Genomic DNA, 16,822 nt, shown 5'->3' with positions numbered 1-16,822 from the left:
GATCATATCGGCCAGAACATCGTCGCCCGGCATCCCAGCCGCCGAGTCTGTGCGGCCACCAGTGAATTCCGCCTGGATCACCTGACCCAACTCGCTCTGCGCTGGCTCCGGCGCCGCTGGCCCCGCATAGGCTTCCGACTCGGGCTCGACATCAAGCTCGGATGACGCCCACAAGTCCTGAAATTCGTTTTCTTCAATAAAATCCGCCTCGCCGGAATCAAGGGCGAGATCGTCTTCCTCTGCCAACCGCAAGGCTTCCGCAGGAAGGGTATCGGCCGGATGCTGGTCCACTGCGTCGCCGTCGATGGCCTGCGACCAGGGGTCTTCCGAATCGGTGGCAGCGGCATCGTCAAACCCAACGGGCTCCTGATCCGCGTTCGCATCCGCAGCCGCACCGCCGACAGCCTCATCGGCTTCGAGCAGGTCAAACGGATCGATGTCCGGGATTTGCGGCACATCGAGTTCGCGCATCAACTCGGCCTCAAGATCGAGTTCACCCGATTGCGATCCGTCATCGACAGTTACGTCGCGCTCGGCAGGACGCTCGTAACCGATGATCCGGGCAAGTTCGGCCAAAGGATCATCGATTTCGGCATCCGGATTCGGGGACCGGGTGTTGCTATCAAGTTGATCAGCCATACATCACTCACATACTCTCGCACATTCTACTGCCAGAGCATTGTGGGTAAAAGGTGACGTCTAGCGCATTTCTTCCGGTGCGTCAGTTCCCGTAATCATGAGACCTGACTTCAAAACAGATGCGACGGCGTACACCAAACCCAACCTGGCGATAGTTGATTGTCTGTTTTTATCGTTAACAAACCGCAAACCCGATTCATCGCGCCCTTTGTTCCAGTGTGCGTGCAATAGACTTGCGAGGTCATAGAGATAAAACGCGACCCGGTGCGGCTCCTGTCCCAACGCCGCAGCCTCGATCATCCGGGGATACTCGCCAAGCTTTGCGATCAGCGCCAGTTCGCTCTCGTGCGAAAGTTCGGAGAGGTCTGCCGATGCCAGCGCTTCCGGCGACAAATCAAGATCGGGGAATGCTTCCAGCGCCTGGCGCATCACCGAAGCGCACCGGGCATGGGCGTACTGGACGTAGAACACCGGATTGTCCTTGGAGTGTTCTGTCACCTTGGCAAAGTCAAAATCAAGCGATTCCGAACTCTTGCGGTAAAGCATCATGAACCGCACCGAATCAACGCCAACTTCATCCACGACGTCCCGCAGCGTGACGAAATCGCCCGACCGCTTCGACATACGCACAGGCTCGCCGTTGCGATAGATCTTGACCAGCTGGCACAACAGCACGGTCAGCTTCGCTTCACCCGCCGATACGGCCTTGGCAACAGCTTCCAGCCGCTTGATATAACCGCCGTGATCCGCTCCCAGAACATAGATCATCTCGGCAAAGCCGCGTTCAAACTTGTCGCGAAAATAGGCCACGTCAGCGGCGAAATACGTGTAGCTGCCATCCGACTTGATCAACGGACGGTCCATGTCATCGCCAACTTCGGTCGACCGGAACAGGGTTTGGTCGCGGTCCTCCCAATCCTCTGCTGCCTGCCCCTTCGGCGGCGGAAGCTTGCCCTTGTAGACATGGCCCTTGAAGGTCAGGTCGTTGATGGCGTTGCGGATCGCCCGTTCGCCATCTGCATGCAGACTGCGCTCGGAAAAGAACACGTCATGCTCCACGTTAAGCGCTTTCAGGTCAGCCCGGATCATCTCCATCATCGCATCGATGGTGCGGTCCTTGATAAGCGCCATCCGCTCATCTTCAGGCATTTGCCTGAGCGATGTGCCGTATTCGTTGGCAAGGTCCTTGCCCACGGGAACCAGATAATCGCCCGGATAAAGCCCGGCCGGAATCTCGCCGATGTCTTCACCCAATGCTTCCCGGTAACGCAGATAAACCGATTTTGACAGCACATCGATCTGCGAGCCGGCATCGTTGATGTAATATTCCTTGGTTACCTCATAGCCGGCAAACCCCATCAAATTTGCCAGGGCATCACCCACCACTGCACCGCGGCAATGGCCGACATGCATCGGCCCGGTTGGATTTGCCGACACATACTCGACATTGACCTTGCGTCCGCCGCCGACTGTCGAGCGGCCATAGTCCACGCCATCGCGTACAACGACTGCGACAAGTCGTTGCCAGAAGGGAGCGGTCAGCCGGAAATTGAGAAAGCCCGGCCCTGCAACACTGGTTTCAGCGACATCGGGATCATTATCGAACTGGGAAGCGATCAACTCGGCGAGAGCCCGCGGGTTCATCCCCAGCGGCTTGGCCAGAACCATCGCGGCATTGGTTGAAATATCGCCGTGCGCGGGATCGCGCGGCGGCTCGACGGCCAGTCGTTCGAAACCAACCGCGCCGCCTTTTTCTTGAACAATGTCAAGCGCTTCAATGGCTAGCTTGATTCTGGTCTCGAAGTCCTTGAACACATTCATGGTATAAGTCCGGATAGGCGGAGAAAAGGGGCGCTAAACAGGCGTTCGCGCGGGTTGACCGCTGCCTATCGCAATTCAGGTGTATGGTCAAACAAGCGTCGATGAGCCGCGATGGCGTAGGTGTCGGTCATTCCTGCGAGATAATCCCTCACTTTCCGAGCCCGCAGTTCCACCGGCAATTGCTCGATTCCGGCATGGGTGTGCTTGTCTCCCATCTCCGAAGGATCCGTCATGAAGGCCGAATAAAGATCCCGTACGATTTTCGTGGCGTTCGCCCGCACCCGCATCACATCCGGATGCCGGTAGAGATGGCGGTACAGGAACGTCTTGATATGCTGATCCGCAGTGGCAAATTCATCGGAAAAATGCGCCATCGTCCGCCCGGCATGACGGACATCGTCGGCGGATTGCGGTTTGATGTCCGTTATTTCTTCCTGGGCAACCCCGATGACATCCTCGACCATTTCAGTGATCTGCCGACGCATGACCTCATGGATCAGTCGCGGCTCCTCGAGCTTCGGATAGCGATGCCGCACGGACGAGAGCAACCGCGCGATCAGCGGCAATTCCTCGAGCATCTCCAGCGTGATCAGCCCGGAGCGCAGGCCATCGTCGATGTCATGGGTATTGTAGGCGATGTCATCGGCGATCGCGGCAACCTGCGCCTCAAGGCCGGAATGGGTTGCAAGCCACAGATCGTGACGCTTGTTGTAGTCAAGAATCGGCTCGGGCACCGGCCCGGCGGCACCACCGATCAGCGGCCCATTGTGCTTGACCAGTCCCTCGAGCGTTTCCCAGGACAGGTTGAGCCCGTCGAAATCGGCGTAGCGCTGCTCCAGCTTGGTCACGATCCGCAGAGACTGGGCATTGTGATCAAAACCGCCGGCATGCGCCAGCAGTTCCGCCAGCGCTTCTTCCCCGGTATGGCCAAACGGCGTGTGGCCGAAATCATGCACCAGAGCCACGCCTTCGGCCAGATCCTCGTCAAGCTTCAGCGCGCGCGCCAGCGCCCGGGCAATCTGCGCAACCTCGATGGTGTGCGTCAGCCGGGTTCGGTAATGATCGCCTTCATGGGCGACGAAAACCTGCGTCTTGTGCTTGAGTCGCCGGAACGCGGTGGTGTGAATGATCCGGTCGCGGTCGCGCTGAAACTCGGATCGGGTCGGACTGACGGGCTCGGCAAACAGCCGTCCGCGGCTCGCCCACGGGTTTGCCGCCCAAGGCGCGCGTTCGCCGGTCCCGAAACCAAGCTGTGTGATGTCGAATTCCATGCCTATCCCGTCCACAGGCGCTCAATCAGGTCCGACTCAGCGTGTCCAAGCATTGACGTCGGGCCAGCGCCTTCATACCTATAGTACGAATGATTTGAAACATGTCTCTGCCGGACCTTGACCCCGGCAAGGAGGTTGCATGACTGAAACAACACAGGTGACGCTGTCGGACTCCGCCGCGCGCCGGATCCGCGAGATCGTTTCGGCAGAGGCCGGAAAATCGGCGCTGCGGGTATCGGTTGAAGGCGGCGGCTGCTCGGGATTTTCCTACAAGTTCGATCTGGTCGATCAGCCGCAGGACGATGACATCGTGCTTGAGAAAGACGATGCCCGCGTCCTCATCGATCAGGTTTCGCTGGTTTACATGGCCGGTTCGGAAATAGACTTTGTCGACAATCTGATGGGCCAGGCCTTCCAGATCAGGAACCCCAATGCGGTCGCCTCCTGCGGTTGCGGGACCAGTTTCTCGGTCTGATCGCGCACTGCACGACCGCCTTATGAAGGATGCACGCCTTGAAAATCGCCACCTGGAACATCAACGGCGTCAAGGCGCGGATCGACAATCTGCAGACCTGGCTGAAGGAAAGCGAGCCGGACATCGCCTGCCTTCAGGAGATCAAGTCTGTTGACGAAGGGTTTCCCCGGCTGGAGCTGGAAGCGCTGGGCTATCATGTCGAAACCCATGGCCAAAAGGGTTTCAATGGCGTGGCAATCCTGTCCAGGCAGAGCCCCGACGAAGTCAATCGCGGCCTGCCCGGCGATGACGATGACGAGCAAGCCCGCTTCATCGAGGCGGTTTTTTCGGTTGATGGCGGGATCGTGCGGGTAGCCTCGCTCTACCTGCCCAACGGAAATCCGGTCGACACGCCGAAATTTCCCTACAAACTGTCCTGGATGGACCGGCTTGAAGCTTTCGCTGCTGATCGCCTTGCTCTGGAAGAACCTCTGGTTCTGGCCGGAGATTACAATGTCATTCCCGAACCGGTCGATTGTCATGACCCCAGGGTTTGGGAGGGCGACGCCCTGTTCCGTCCCGAAAGCCGCGCCGCATTCCGAATGCTGGAAAACCTCGGCTTCACGGATGCATTGCGGGCCGTCAACGATCAGCCCGAAACCTACACGTTCTGGGATTATCAGGCGGGCGCGTGGCCGAAGAACAATGGCATCCGCATCGATCACCTGATGCTCTCGCCCGAAGCCGCCAACAGACTGCAATCAGCCAGTGTCGAAAAGCATGTCCGCGGCTGGGAGCGTCCTTCAGATCACGTTCCCGTGGCCATTTCGCTTGCCGTTTAATGCAAGTCGCGTTCAAATGGATTCAGGTGACGCGCGCCAGCTCTTTGTTTCTGCATGTCGTTATCGCAAAACCGCAGGACACTTTTGCGCGACATGCATTAGGCTGCCGGAAAATACCTGTGTGTAAGACCGGCGCCGCCACAAGACTTGCCAAGTAACAACGACAAGCGCATCATTAGCCATGAAACATGCACGGTCATGGCTGTTGGCCATGAGCATCGGATTTTATGCGATGCCGGGCCTTTCCCTGTCACCAGCCTTTGCTGGACAGGAATGCGAATGCCTTGGCAATGGCAAGCGGATCAAGGAAGGCGGCGTTGTCTGCCTGCAGATTGGTTCGTCCCAGCGCTACCTCGCGCGTTGTGAACGCAATCTCAACAATACCTCCTGGAAGAAAATCTCCGACGGTTGTCCCACTGCGCAATTGTCGCCGTGGGCAACAAGGAGCTCAGCTCGGATCCCTGGCTGAGGGCTCTGTCCAGTGGGCAGTTCATCCAGCGCGGCAGTCACAGTGACGCTGCGGCTTCGCGCAACCACGGTTTCTTGCACGCACTTCTGAATTGTTCAGTTGAGGCCCTTTGCCAGCATATCCTGCGCCAGCGCGATGGCTGTGCGTCGGTCCGCTTCTCCGGCCAGGGAAAAGGCCCGTTCCTGCAATGCCTGGATCCAGGGCCTGTCCGACGAGGGAGACCGTTCCAGCGCAGTGGTCATGAAGGCGAGCCCGCGGACCACCTGCCCCTCCTCGAACACCACATTGCCAAGCACTGCGGACGCCGCCGGATGGCCGCTGGCGCGCGCCCGGTTGAGCCACTTCTTGGCTTGCTGGATATCATTGGCGCCGCCCTCGCCTTCCAGAATCATGCGTCCAAGCCGGTACTGGGCTTCAGGAACGCCAAATGCGGAAGCGGCCTGGAAGTAGAGTTGCCTGGCTGCCCCAAGATTGGCTTTCACAGGGCTGCCCGGAATTCCCTTCTGATAATAGGTCGCCAGCGACAACAGGGCGTTGACGAAATACCCGGTGTCCTGTGATCCGGGCTCCACACCCTGCCGGGCGATGTCATCATAGATCTTGAACGCCTCGTAGTCGTTTTCCACAACACCGTCGCCATAGGCATACATGTTGGCAAGCGCCCAGCGTGCTCCGGGATGACCTTTTTCGGCGGCATATTTGTAGGCTTCGACAGCCTCGTCCTTGCGGCCCTTCTTGTAGGCCGAAAACCCGAACTTGAAGAGATCGAACGGACCTGATTCGCGCGTCACGCCGGCATTGGGATCAAGCGCCCGCGCAGGCCCGCCAAATCCGATGGCAGCAGCTAGAACTGCGCAAAAAAGTCCGGTCCGGGTACGACTAGATGTCTGCATAACAGTGCTTTTCTTTCATTCCGCCCGGATGAGTGACAGCGCCATACCGCGCCGAACCCACCGTCTGGGCGTATTTCCATAGCGCGCCCGATGCATAATCGGTTTCCCGCGCCGTCCAGTTTTCCCTGCGCGCAGCCAGATCCTCATCGGACAGGCGCACATTCAATATGCCGTCGACAGCATCAATCTCGATGATGTCGCCATCCTGCAGCAGACCTATCGGCCCGCCTTCCGCTGCTTCCGGACCGACATGGCCGACACAAAAGCCGCGTGTTGCGCCGGAAAACCGGCCGTCGGTGATCAGCGCAACCTTGTCACCCATGCCCTGGCCATAAATCGCGGCGGTGGTCGACAGCATCTCGCGCATGCCAGGCCCCCCCTTGGGGCCTTCATAGCGGATCACCAGAACCTCGCCTTCATTATAATTCCCGTTTGTGACCGCATTGAAGCAGTCTTCTTCCGAATCGAAACACCGTGCCGGACCGGTGAATTTGAGTTTGGACATGCCCGCGACCTTCACGATCGCACCATCGGTGGCCAGGTTGCCTTTCAAACCGACAACGCCGCCGGTCACGGTGATTGGCTTGTTGGCCGGGTGCACCACATCCTGCTGATCATTCCAGCGGACATGCTCCATGTTCTCGGCCAGAGTACGACCAGTCACCGTCATGCAATCGCCATGCAGATACCCGTGCTCCAGCAGGGTCTTCATCAGAACGGGAATTCCGCCAGCCTCGAACATGTCCTTGGCAACATATTTGCCGCCCGGTTTCAGATTGGCGATGTAGGGAGTGCGTTCAAAAATCCTGGCGACATCAAACAGGTCGAATTCGATACCGCATTCATGCGCGATCGCCGGCAGGTGCAGAGCCGCATTGGTCGAACCGCCAGTGGCCGAAACCACCGCGGCCGCGTTTTCAAGCGCTTTGAGGGTGACGATGTCGCGCGGACGGATCTGCTTGGCAATCAGTTCCATGACCTTCTCGCCGGCCGCGTAGCAGAACTTGTCACGCATCTCATAGGGTGCGGGGGCACCGCAGGAATAAGGCAGCGCCAACCCGATGGCCTCTGCCACCGTCGCCATGGTGTTGGCGGTAAACTGAGCTCCGCAGGAGCCTGCAGACGGGCAAGCCGCCTGTTCGATCTCATAGAGATCCTCATCCGACATGTTTCCGACGGAATGCTGTCCAACGGCCTCGAACACATCCTGAACCGTGATCTGACGGCCGCGAAAACTGCCCGGAAGGATGGAGCCGCCATAGATGAAGATTGAGGGCACGTTGAGCCGGACCATCGACATCATCATGCCCGGCAGGGATTTGTCGCAACCGGCCAACCCGACGATGGCGTCGTAGCAGTGCCCGCGCATGGTCAGTTCCACCGAATCGGCGATGAGATCACGGCTGGCCAGCGAGGCTTTCATGCCCTGGTGACCCATGGCGATGCCGTCGGTCACAGTGATGGTGCAAAACTCACGCGGCGTGCCCTTGGCGGCTGCCACACCCTTCTTGACCACCTGCGCCTGCCGCATCAGCGAAATGTTGCAGGGCGCGGCTTCGTTCCAGCATGACGCCACGCCGACCAGCGGCTGGGCAATTTCCTCGCTCGAAAGCCCCATCGCATACAAAAACGCCCGGTGCGGCGCGCGCGCCGGCCCAACCGTGGTGTACCGGCTTGGAAGCTTGGATTTGTCGAACAAACTGGCGGTCATGTAATCCTCAGACGCGTCCTGATCCAAAATGGTCGAGTCGCCGGGCTGAATTGAAGACTTGCCCTGCGCCCCGTTTGTGGCGGGAAATGGGCACATTATGCCCCCCGATTTTCATAGCAGATGCTTTTGAAAAAAGTGTTGCGGAATCGTCACATTCCGTGATCACGATCTCCAGTCACTCCAAAAAGACCGGGTTTTCCAAAAAATTCATGAAGGACGGTTCTTGCCTCCCAAACAAAAACCCCGCCACGAGGGCGGGGTGAAAGTTCGACAAGTGTCTGCAATAAAGGCGCCAGCGGCTTTAGAATTTTACCTTAAGCGCACCGGACAAGGCGTAAACCACGTCATTGCCAAAACTATATGTCACATTGTTTGCTGCATCGCCGCCAGGGGCAGGCACCGAACTACCCGAAGTGAGCAAGCCAATCGCTCCACCAAGACGCAGCTCGACATTTTCATTGACCTCGTGAGCCAAACCGCCGGACACAGTCCAAGTATCAGTCTGGGTTCCGGTCGTCGTGGCTGTTCCGCGATCCCAAGTCAAGGCAAGAGACCCCGAAAGAGCATCGTTGAACTTGCGGCCAACGCCACCCGTGATTGTCCAACCGTCCCGATAGACTGGATCAAAAGACAAGGATGTCGGTGTGCCGGAGACCGGACTCACGCCGCCGTTTACGGGGATAATACCTAACCGGCTCCATTGCTGCCATTTAACACTGGCGAAAGCCAGTGTGCCGGGAGCGATACCTGATTGAATCTTGAACTCCACCGATTGCGGAATTTCAGTACTCATGGTGATCGGAACACGTTGTGTGCCTGGAATTATGGCACCAAAACCGGTGTTGTCTTGGGTGCCTGTGAGATCATAATCATATTTGGAATTGTACATGAGCGACGCGCGAAGCGCGATGTCCGGGATTTCAAACGCAACGCCCAATCGGTAGCCCACAGCATCGCCGCCCACTGTAAATGAACCAATGCCGGACGTGTTGGTCACACCAGTGCCGGGTATGGCAGTCTGACCCAATTTTGCAAAATCCAAAAACCGTTGACGCGACTGAAACCCGTCAAGCTCCTGATACGAAACGCCGCCGATGAAGCGGAAATAGGACTGGCCGACGCCAAGCTGCATTCCGGCGAAACGGTAGGAGCATGTCAGGCCGATGTCGCGGGTGTCGATGGAAAACGCCACAGTGGAAGCGGAATACGCATTTCCAGTTCCATAGTCGGCGGAAGCGCCAAATGGTTCGGTATATGTGCCGAGGCACGAAATATCGTCTGTAACGCCAACTTTCAAGCCAACCCGCGGAACGACATAATCGCTGTCCACATCAATGGACCCGGAAGTATCAGGACTGGGATTTCCACCCCCACCAATGATTCCGCCAACCACTGCTGTCTGAACGGCCTGAACCGTAGCGCCATTCACTGCGGGGTTAAGCGCTATATAGGCCTGAACTTCAGCCGCTGTCGCGATAGGACCGGCTGCCCCAACGACCGGAGCAAGCGCCTGTCCGACAGCCGCCTCAGTAGCCTCATTGGCCCCGCGAGTCACATTGTTGATAGTGCGCTGAGGAGATACGTAGGTTACGGAAAACTCAGTATCGACGCGTTTATCGCTGAACAACAAATCAACATTGACGCCGCCCCGGTCAAAGCCACCCGCCTGCGCTGCCGAAACAACTGCGACACTCGCGGCCAAGCCTGCAACGATTGATTTCAAATTTACGCGAATCATGAATCCCCTCCAGGACGTAAAAGCTTACGATTGACATGATTAGGTAATGAATTTGCGGAGTTTGTAAACAGAGTCAGGAATGAGGACGAATGATCAGCGGGCAGGATTTAACCGCAAAAGCATCAAAAATCCTCAATCCGGAAGCAAATGCGGTCGCTTTATGCACCCGCCCGGCGCTCTTGCCGTCAAAACCGGATCAAATCGGTAGCTCACCACGGTTTTGTTGCATTTCGGCCACATTTGCCCTGATTTTGTGCGAATTGCACAACGAAGACAGCAGCACACCCCCGCGAGTACAAACACAGCGCCCCGAACGTGTCAGCCTGCCTGGCTGACACGTTCGAGGGCCTGCTCAAGCTTGTCATTCTGACCCTGCAGTTCGACCAGCTTTTCCCGTTCGGCGGCGACAACCTCCGGCTTGGCGTTGGCGACGAACTTTTCGTTCGCCAGCTTGCCCTCGATTTTGCCGAGATCGGCTGCAACCTTCGACAGCGCCTTTTCCAGACGGAGTTTTTCCGCGGACAAATCGATCAGGTCACCCAGCGGCAGGCAGGCGGTCGCCTCGCCAACAACGATTTGAGCGGAACCGCCTGGTGCTGCGGTTTCGAGCACGATATCTGTCACTCGGGCCAGCCGTTTGATCGCCGGCTCGTGACGGACCAGCCGCTCACCGGTGGCAGGGCTGGATCCGACCATCACCAGAGGCGCCTTGGCCGAGGGCGGTACGTTCATTTCGGCGCGAACGGACCGCAATCCGGAAACCAGATCAATCAGCCAGTTGATCTCGTCGGCCGAGGCCTCATCCGCAAAAGACGGCTCCGGCCACGCTGCATGGCAGGCTAGCCCGGCGTCTGATCCGGCAAGGTGCTCCCACAATTCCTCGGTCATGAACGGCATGAACGGATGCAGCAGCTTGACCGATTCCGCCAGCACATAAGCCGCGCACGCCCGAGACTCGGCCTTGCCGGCTTCGTCTTCTCCCATGAAGACCGGCTTGAGCAATTCCAGGTACCAGTCGCAAACCTGATTCCAGACAAACCGGTAGAGCGCGCTTGAAGCCTCGTTGAATTTGTAGGCTTCGATCGCTGCCTTCACTTCAGTGGCAGTGCGGGTCAGTTCGGTGAGAATCCAGCGGTTGATGGTCAGTTTGACGCTGTCCGGATCGAATCCGGGATCCAGCACCGCACCATTCATGTCTGCAAACCGGGTGGCGTTCCACAGTTTGGTGCCGAAATTGCGGTAGCCTGCAATGCGCGAAGGATCGAGCTTCACGTCCCGCCCCTGCGCCGCCAGGATCGCCAGCGTGAAACGCAGCGCATCCGCGCCATATTCGTCAATCAACTCCAGCGGATCGATGACGTTGCCCTTGGATTTGGACATTTTGGCGCCATGCATGTCGCGAACCAGCGCATGCACATAGACCGTGTGAAACGGCTCTTCCTTCATGAAATGCAGGCCCATCATCATCATCCGGGCAACCCAGAAAAAGATGATGTCAAAACCGGTGACCAGCACATCGGTCTGATAGTAACGCGCCAGCTCCGGCGTCTTGTCGGGCCAGCCCAGCGTTGAGAACGGCCACAGTGCCGAGGAGAACCATGTGTCGAGCACATCCTCGTCCCGGGTCAGGATTTCGCCCGGCTTGAAGTTCTCGAGCTTTTCCTCCACCCAGGCCTTCCAGGGGCCTTCATGGGCGATGTAGTGCTGGATCGCCGCCTCGAGTGCTGCTTCCTCGTCCTTTTCAACGAATACCTGCCCGTCCGGTCCATACCAGGCCGGGATCTGGTGGCCCCACCACAACTGCCGCGAGATGCACCATGGCTGGATGTTTTCCATCCAGTCGAAATAGGTCTTTTCCCAGTTCTTCGGCACGAAATTGGTGCGGCCTTCACGCACGCTTTCGATCGCCGGCTTGGCCATTTCAGCCGCGTTGACATACCATTGGTCAGTCAGGAACGGTTCGATCGGCACGCCGCCCCGGTCGCCATGCGGCACCATATGTGTATGCGGCTCGATATGGTCGAGGAGCCCGATCTCCTCCATCTTGGTGACGATTTCCTTGCGGGCGGCGAAACGATCCATGCCGTCGAGTTCTTCGATCACCTCGATCAGCTTGCCCGCGACCGTGAGCCCTTCGAGAAAGTCCTCATTGTCCTTGAGCGTCATCCTGGCGTCGGTGGTCAGAATGTTGATGGCCTTGAGATGATGGCGTTTGCCGACCTCGAAATCATTGAAATCATGCGCCGGCGTGATTTTGACCGCGCCCGAACCTGCGGTCTGGTCGGCATAGTCGTCACCGACAATCCGGATGCGCCGTCCGACCAGCGGCAACACCGCGTGCTTGCCGATCAGGTCCTTGTAGCGAACGTCATCCGGATTGACCGCGATCGCGGTGTCGCCAAGCATGGTTTCCGGCCGCGTGGTGGCGACGATGATGTAATCGCGGGTCTCGTAGGTGTGGGTGTCGGTATCCTCATCATATGTGATGGGATGCTCGTAGGTCATGCCGTCGGCCAGAGGGTAGCGGAAATGCCAGAGATTGCCCTGGATTTCGATTTGCTCGACCTCGAGATCCGATATCGCTGTCAGCAGCTTCGGATCCCAGTTCACCAGGCGTTTGTCCTTGTAGATCAGCCCTTCCTTGTAAAGGCTGACAAAGACCTCAAGCACCGCACGTGACAAGCCTTCATCCATGGTGAAGCGCTCGCGAGACCAATCGCAGGATGCTCCGAGCCGCTTGAGCTGGTTGAAGATCATGCCGCCGGATTCATCTTTCCAGTCCCAGACGCGTTCGACGAATTTCTCGCGGCCCATAACGTGCCGGCTGGGTTCCTTGCGCTCGGCGAGTTGCCGCTCAACCACCATCTGGGTGGCGATTCCCGCATGGTCCATGCCAGGCTGCCACAAGACATCAAGGCCGCGCATGCGCTGAAACCGGACCAGGATATCCTGCAGCGTGTTGTTCAGTGCATGCCCCATATGCAGCGAGCCGGTCACATTCGGGGGTGGGATCACGATACAAAACGACTCCGCCCCTGGCTCCGCGCCTGCACCGGCGGCAAATGCATTTGCCTCCGCCCAACGTGCTGCGATTTTGGGCTCGACAACCAAGGCGTCGTAAGTTTTCTCTAGCATCGTCATGTGTCTCCGTGGTCCGGGATTGCTCCCGCTGTAGTGCCGATTGCAAGTCGAGGTCAACCCGGCACGGCAACTCCGGACGCCCGCGACCGGACAGCAGGCCGAACCCGACTATCGACGTAGAACGTGACCAAAATGGCGCGGACTATTTCTTGAAACTTTTGCGCGCCTTGGCAGTCGCCAGCTTCTTGCCGTTCTTGTCGAGCGCATCGACTGTGAATTGATAGGTGTGTTGCGATGGCGGGCACGGTCCTTTGTAGCGAAACGCACCATAAGGCAGCTTGTTCTTGCCGGAATAGCTCACCGTCCCTCCGCCATGCGGGTATCCGATCGCATTCAGGTCAACCATCTTGAACCTGAGTTTTGCTGTCCCGTCGGGAACGTCTGACAGTGATATCGGCGGAGATTTGGAATCAAAGCATTTCTTTGTCGGACCCCATTCGAAACTCATCGACATCGCCGATGCTGAACCGATCGTGCCTGCCAATATAAGTGCCGTGATGAGAAGGCGCATAGGAAACTCCACCGATTGCCGAAGACCAACGGGTATCAAGGCGAACAAGACATCCACCGGATCCTCGTACGTCCTGAAGTTGCGGCAGGCAATCGTTACCGGCGGTTTCCGCGCGACACCCGCTCGATTTCCTCTCGCACGAGCCGCTCGACAAGCGTCGGAAGATTGTCGTCAAGCCACTGGGTGAGCATCGGTCGCAGCATCTCTTCGGCGATCTCGTCGAAAGAGCGGCTTTGTCCGGCTGCTATGGCCGCGTCCAGCTCACCGAAAGCCGCAGCGACTTTTTCTCCCGTGTGCAAGGACACCAGTTGCCCGCCGCTCACCTGAGGGTCGGGGATGTGCGGCTTGTAAGCGCTCTGTCCGGATTGTCCGCTCTGCCCTGCTTCCGCCGGCGCAGTTTCGACGGCAACAGCCGATTCGACGGGGAGATCCGTTTCCGGCGATTCAGCAGCTTCCACGGGATCATCAGACAAAAGTGCGTCGCGAAGTTCAGCAGCCGCGGCATGGTCGATCTCGGCAGAGTCAGGCGCCTCGTCTGCCGGGGCTTGCTCGTCAGGTTGTGGTTCGGATTCCTTGGGAACGGAGCGTGCGAGCGCCGCAACCTCGGCCAACGTCACCGGCCGGGTTGCCGGTTCATCGTTTTCGACCTCGTACTGCGCTTCGTCCTGGGCGTCATCATCTCTATAGACGTCATCGCCGTCAAAATGATGTGCGTTGGCTTCGCCGTCACCGCCCTCACCGCCGTCCAATGCAGGCTCGTTGTTTTCAATGATCCTGCGAATGGAAGCCAGGATTTCTTCCATCGACGGTTCGCGCTGCGCGCCAGCCTGCCCCATGATTACGCTCCATTACTCTCGTCGCCGGGCTCATGCCAACCGGCGAATCACCTTGGCAGTCTACGGCATTGGCCATGATTTGAGAATCGCGCCGCTTCAAGGTTCTGTATTCATGCACAGGAATTCATGCATGCCGCTGTCTGGTGTATGGAGCCTGGCTAAAACCCGGGGGCGTGCGGCTAAATCGTTCCTCGAAGCAACGTCCGGTCAGCGTCCGTCGACAGTGCGCAGGCCGTACCAACGATCCTTGGTCGCCTCGTAATGTTTTTCGGGGCGATAATTGGCAACCTGCAGGCCGAGACGGTCGATCGTCAGTTTGCCGGTTGAGGCCAGCACCGAAAAGCTCGCGACAATGGCATTGCGCTCCGATTGGGAAATGGCTTCCTTGGCCTCAAGCACGGTCTGTTGGGCATTGAGCACATCCAGTGTTGTCCGCTGTCCGACCCGTCGTTCCTCGACAACCCCGTTAAGCGCGAGATTGGCTGCGGAAAGCTGCGCCTTGTTCGCCTCGATCGTGGCCAGCGATGCCTCCATCTGTGTCCAGGATGAAACCACCGATTGCTCGATCGAGCGGCGAGCGGAGTCAACCAGAATGCGCTGCTGGCCCAGTTTCTCCTTGGCCTGGCGAACCGAGGCCGATGCGGCGCCGCCCTGATAGAGCGGGATCGTCACCCTTGCCTGAACCTGGGCCGTGTCGATGCCTGCGTCGTCCTTGGCGACCGAACCACTGACCTTGACACCTGGAAGGAAGGTGCCTTCTTCTGCCTTGACCGCATAACCGGCGGCGTCAACGCCAAAAAGCGCCGCCAGCACTGCCGGATGCTCGGTCGTGCCCTGGGTCACCGCCGCATCCAGCGAACCGGGAAGCAACTTGCGCGGAAGCGAAACAGCCTGGAGCTTTTTGGGGACCGATCCGACAATCTGCGCATAAACGGCAACACTTGATTTGGCTTGCGCCACGGCCGCGGTCAAACTTGCCTTGGCGCCCGCCAGTTCGGCCTCGGCCAGGCTGACATCGGTCCGGGTGCTTTCCCCCACATCGAACCGGGCCCGCGCCGCGGACAACTGTTCCTGAAGAAAAGCAATATTCTGTTTGCGGTAGGTAACGATCTGATTGTCCCGGTTGACGTTGGCGTAGGCCTGAACCGTGGCAAGAAGGATATCAATTTCAGTCCCGCGCAGGTTTTCGCGGCCGGCGAAAACCGCGGCCTCCGCCGCACGCACATTGTTTCGTGTCTGGAAACCGTCAAAGAGCGTCTGGGTGATCGAAACACCGAGGCTGGCCGAATTGGTAACAAACCCGTTGGTGTTGGTCGATGTCGTCACCGCTTCCGCCGCGACGGTCGGGCGATACCCCGATTTTGCCAATGCGACCCCTTCATCGGTCGCCCGCAATCCCGCGCGCGCCGCGTTGAGATCGGGGTTGTTCTCATAGGCCTTGGCCATGGCCTGGTAGACTGATTCAGCCATAACCGGCTGGGGAAGCAAGGCAGCCGCCAGAATCAGAGCGACACAGGCAAACGTTTTTTTAGCAAAATTCACGAGTTCATACTCCAGCATGCGCTGGCACGGAGGGCCGATCAGCGCAGGACACGATCATGGTGTTGTAACCACTTATGATTGCTAGCAGCACCCGACGCAATGATACAAGACGATGCGGCAAGCACTAATCCCGCTCACGTTGCCATCGCGCAACAGCGCGGCAATTTGCAGCAGCCCTACCCCGCAGGATCAGACCATGATCAGAAAACGAATTCTTCAATCGCCCGGAAACCCGGCAATGGCTTGATCGAGATATTGAATGCCGGCCGCCCCGACACAACGCCGCCGTCCTTGACGAACAAATACGCCTGCGCCGACAACCCCGTTCCGATCGCGGAGACGAGCTTGCCACCTTCACGCAATTGATCAAACAAGGCGGCTGGCACGGCTTCCACCGCTCCATTGAAGAAGATCACGTCGTAGGGTGCCTCCGCTGCGTACCCCTTTTCAAGGTCGCCGGTGACCACCGCCACATTGTCGTACCCGGTGTCGCTCAACAGCGCGCTTGCGGCCTCGGCCAGCGCCGCGTCGCTTTCCACGGCCACCACGGAACCGGCCAGCAAGGACAAAATCGCCGCCGAATACCCCGACCCGCAGCCGATTTCGAGAACCACATGATCACGGGTGATCTGGGCCAGTTGCAACATCTTGGCCAATGGAGACGGCTCCATGACAAACCGGCCCACGCCGTCGCTGTCGGAAATCCGCAGATCCGAATCGATATAAGCCAAAGGCTTGAGCGGCGTTGGAACAAAATCCTCGCGCGCCACGGTCAAAAACGCTTTCAACACCGAATGTGATGTGACATCCGTCGTACGGATCTGGTTATCCACCATTTTCTGGCGCGCTTCTTGATAGTCGGTGCCCATCCGGTCTCTCCGATGCATCTCGTCTTGCGCTTCAATAGAGCGCCACACCGACACTTTCAAGCTGAACCGGGGATCGCATCCGTCG

At 58.4% G+C, this 16,822-nt stretch carries 14 protein-coding genes and 1 pseudogene; 4 read left to right on the top strand and 11 right to left on the bottom strand.

From position 1 onward, the window contains the following. The 3 genes and pseudogenes from ABJN75_RS06865 to ABJN75_RS06855 form a co-directional block, all read right to left on the bottom strand. A pseudogene (locus tag ABJN75_RS06865) lies at positions 1 to 639 on the bottom strand (hypothetical protein); the annotation flags it as partial. A gap of 60 nt (positions 640 to 699) precedes the next feature. Beyond that, on the bottom strand, positions 700 to 2,460 hold the full coding sequence (argS, locus tag ABJN75_RS06860) for an arginine--tRNA ligase (protein ID WP_348438072.1): 1,761 nt from the start codon (positions 2,458 to 2,460) through the stop codon (positions 700 to 702). A 65-nt stretch (positions 2,461 to 2,525) separates the two neighbouring features. Further along, on the bottom strand, positions 2,526 to 3,731 hold the full coding sequence (locus ABJN75_RS06855; protein ID WP_348438070.1) for a deoxyguanosinetriphosphate triphosphohydrolase: 1,206 nt from the start codon (positions 3,729 to 3,731) through the stop codon (positions 2,526 to 2,528). A gap of 139 nt (positions 3,732 to 3,870) precedes the next feature. On the opposite strand from ABJN75_RS06855, the gene erpA reads away from it, so the two are divergent. The 3 genes from erpA to ABJN75_RS06840 all read left to right on the top strand — a co-directional run bounded on the left by erpA (position 3,871) and on the right by ABJN75_RS06840 (position 5,496). Further along, entirely contained in the window at positions 3,871 to 4,206 is a 336-nt protein-coding gene (erpA, locus tag ABJN75_RS06850; protein ID WP_348438068.1) for an iron-sulfur cluster insertion protein ErpA, read from the top strand. A gap of 38 nt (positions 4,207 to 4,244) precedes the next feature. Beyond that, a complete protein-coding gene (gene xth / locus ABJN75_RS06845) occupies positions 4,245 to 5,027 on the top strand; it encodes an exodeoxyribonuclease III (protein WP_348438067.1) in 783 nt (260 codons plus the stop codon). Positions 5,028 to 5,232: 205 nt separating this feature from the next. Continuing rightward, positions 5,233 to 5,496: a hypothetical protein gene (locus ABJN75_RS06840; RefSeq protein WP_348438065.1), complete on the top strand. Its 264-nt coding sequence runs from the start codon at positions 5,233 to 5,235 to the stop codon at positions 5,494 to 5,496. A gap of 95 nt (positions 5,497 to 5,591) precedes the next feature. On the opposite strand, the gene ABJN75_RS06835 is transcribed toward ABJN75_RS06840, so the two are convergent. The 3 genes from ABJN75_RS06835 to ABJN75_RS06825 all read right to left on the bottom strand — a co-directional run bounded on the left by ABJN75_RS06835 (position 5,592) and on the right by ABJN75_RS06825 (position 9,838). Beyond that, complete coding sequence (locus ABJN75_RS06835) at positions 5,592 to 6,389, bottom strand: tetratricopeptide repeat protein (RefSeq protein ID WP_348438063.1); 798 nt, start codon at positions 6,387 to 6,389, stop codon at positions 5,592 to 5,594. Continuing rightward, positions 6,376 to 8,100 (bottom strand): dihydroxy-acid dehydratase, encoded by a 1,725-nt coding sequence (gene ilvD / locus ABJN75_RS06830; protein WP_348438061.1) that lies wholly within the window; start codon positions 8,098 to 8,100, stop codon positions 6,376 to 6,378. Before ilvD ends, ABJN75_RS06835 begins: the two co-directional genes overlap by 14 nt. Before the next feature lie 301 nt (positions 8,101 to 8,401). After that, complete coding sequence (locus ABJN75_RS06825) at positions 8,402 to 9,838, bottom strand: outer membrane protein transport protein (RefSeq protein WP_348438059.1); 1,437 nt, start codon at positions 9,836 to 9,838, stop codon at positions 8,402 to 8,404. Between the two features lie 89 nt (positions 9,839 to 9,927). Here ABJN75_RS06825 and ABJN75_RS06820 point away from each other — a divergent pair, with 89 nt between their 5' ends. Beyond that, positions 9,928 to 10,173 carry a hypothetical protein gene (locus ABJN75_RS06820; RefSeq protein ID WP_348438057.1) on the top strand — a complete coding sequence of 82 codons (246 nt, stop codon included), beginning with the start codon at positions 9,928 to 9,930 and terminating at the stop codon, positions 10,171 to 10,173. On the opposite strand, the gene ABJN75_RS06815 is transcribed toward ABJN75_RS06820, so the two are convergent. From ABJN75_RS06815 to ABJN75_RS06795, 5 genes are all read right to left on the bottom strand, one after another. Continuing rightward, positions 10,157 to 12,973: a valine--tRNA ligase gene (locus ABJN75_RS06815; protein WP_348438056.1), complete on the bottom strand. Its 2,817-nt coding sequence runs from the start codon at positions 12,971 to 12,973 to the stop codon at positions 10,157 to 10,159. The two genes, ABJN75_RS06820 and ABJN75_RS06815, sit on opposite strands and share 17 nt — an antisense overlap. Before the next feature lie 148 nt (positions 12,974 to 13,121). Continuing rightward, positions 13,122 to 13,490 (bottom strand): YbhB/YbcL family Raf kinase inhibitor-like protein, encoded by a 369-nt coding sequence (locus ABJN75_RS06810; RefSeq protein ID WP_348438054.1) that lies wholly within the window; start codon positions 13,488 to 13,490, stop codon positions 13,122 to 13,124. Between the two features lie 95 nt (positions 13,491 to 13,585). Continuing rightward, on the bottom strand, positions 13,586 to 14,326 hold the full coding sequence (locus tag ABJN75_RS06805; protein ID WP_348438052.1) for a DUF2497 domain-containing protein: 741 nt from the start codon (positions 14,324 to 14,326) through the stop codon (positions 13,586 to 13,588). 207 nt (positions 14,327 to 14,533) lie between these two features. Further along, entirely contained in the window at positions 14,534 to 15,868 is a 1,335-nt protein-coding gene (locus ABJN75_RS06800) for a TolC family outer membrane protein (RefSeq protein WP_348438050.1), read from the bottom strand. Positions 15,869 to 16,068: 200 nt separating this feature from the next. Then, on the bottom strand, positions 16,069 to 16,737 hold the full coding sequence (locus ABJN75_RS06795; RefSeq protein WP_348438048.1) for a protein-L-isoaspartate O-methyltransferase: 669 nt from the start codon (positions 16,735 to 16,737) through the stop codon (positions 16,069 to 16,071). Positions 16,738 to 16,822: the final 85 nt, after the last annotated feature.

It is taken from the genome of Hoeflea sp., assembly GCF_039975035.1.
Lineage (GTDB): Bacteria > Pseudomonadota > Alphaproteobacteria > Rhizobiales > Rhizobiaceae > Hoeflea.
This window is presented reverse-complemented; position numbering and strand designations above follow the sequence as displayed.

Bases quoted from the DNA above. Each gene is read 5' to 3' on its own strand.
- ABJN75_RS06795 (WP_348438048.1), bottom strand. From the start codon at position 16,737: ATGGGCACCGACTATCAAGAAGCGCGCCAGAAAATGGTGGATAACCAG.
- ABJN75_RS06810 (WP_348438054.1), bottom strand. From the start codon at position 13,490: ATGCGCCTTCTCATCACGGCACTTATATTGGCAGGCACGATCGGTTCA.
- ABJN75_RS06825 (WP_348438059.1), bottom strand. From the start codon at position 9,838: ATGATTCGCGTAAATTTGAAATCAATCGTTGCAGGCTTGGCCGCGAGT.
- ABJN75_RS06805 (WP_348438052.1), bottom strand. From the start codon at position 14,326: ATGGGGCAGGCTGGCGCGCAGCGCGAACCGTCGATGGAAGAAATCCTG.
- ABJN75_RS06835 (WP_348438063.1), bottom strand. From the start codon at position 6,389: ATGCAGACATCTAGTCGTACCCGGACCGGACTTTTTTGCGCAGTTCTA.
- erpA (WP_348438068.1), top strand. From the start codon at position 3,871: ATGACTGAAACAACACAGGTGACGCTGTCGGACTCCGCCGCGCGCCGG.
- ABJN75_RS06815 (WP_348438056.1), bottom strand. From the start codon at position 12,973: ATGCTAGAGAAAACTTACGACGCCTTGGTTGTCGAGCCCAAAATCGCA.
- ilvD (WP_348438061.1), bottom strand. From the start codon at position 8,100: ATGACCGCCAGTTTGTTCGACAAATCCAAGCTTCCAAGCCGGTACACC.
- ABJN75_RS06855 (WP_348438070.1), bottom strand. From the start codon at position 3,731: ATGGAATTCGACATCACACAGCTTGGTTTCGGGACCGGCGAACGCGCG.
- ABJN75_RS06820 (WP_348438057.1), top strand. From the start codon at position 9,928: ATGATCAGCGGGCAGGATTTAACCGCAAAAGCATCAAAAATCCTCAAT.
- argS (WP_348438072.1), bottom strand. From the start codon at position 2,460: ATGAATGTGTTCAAGGACTTCGAGACCAGAATCAAGCTAGCCATTGAA.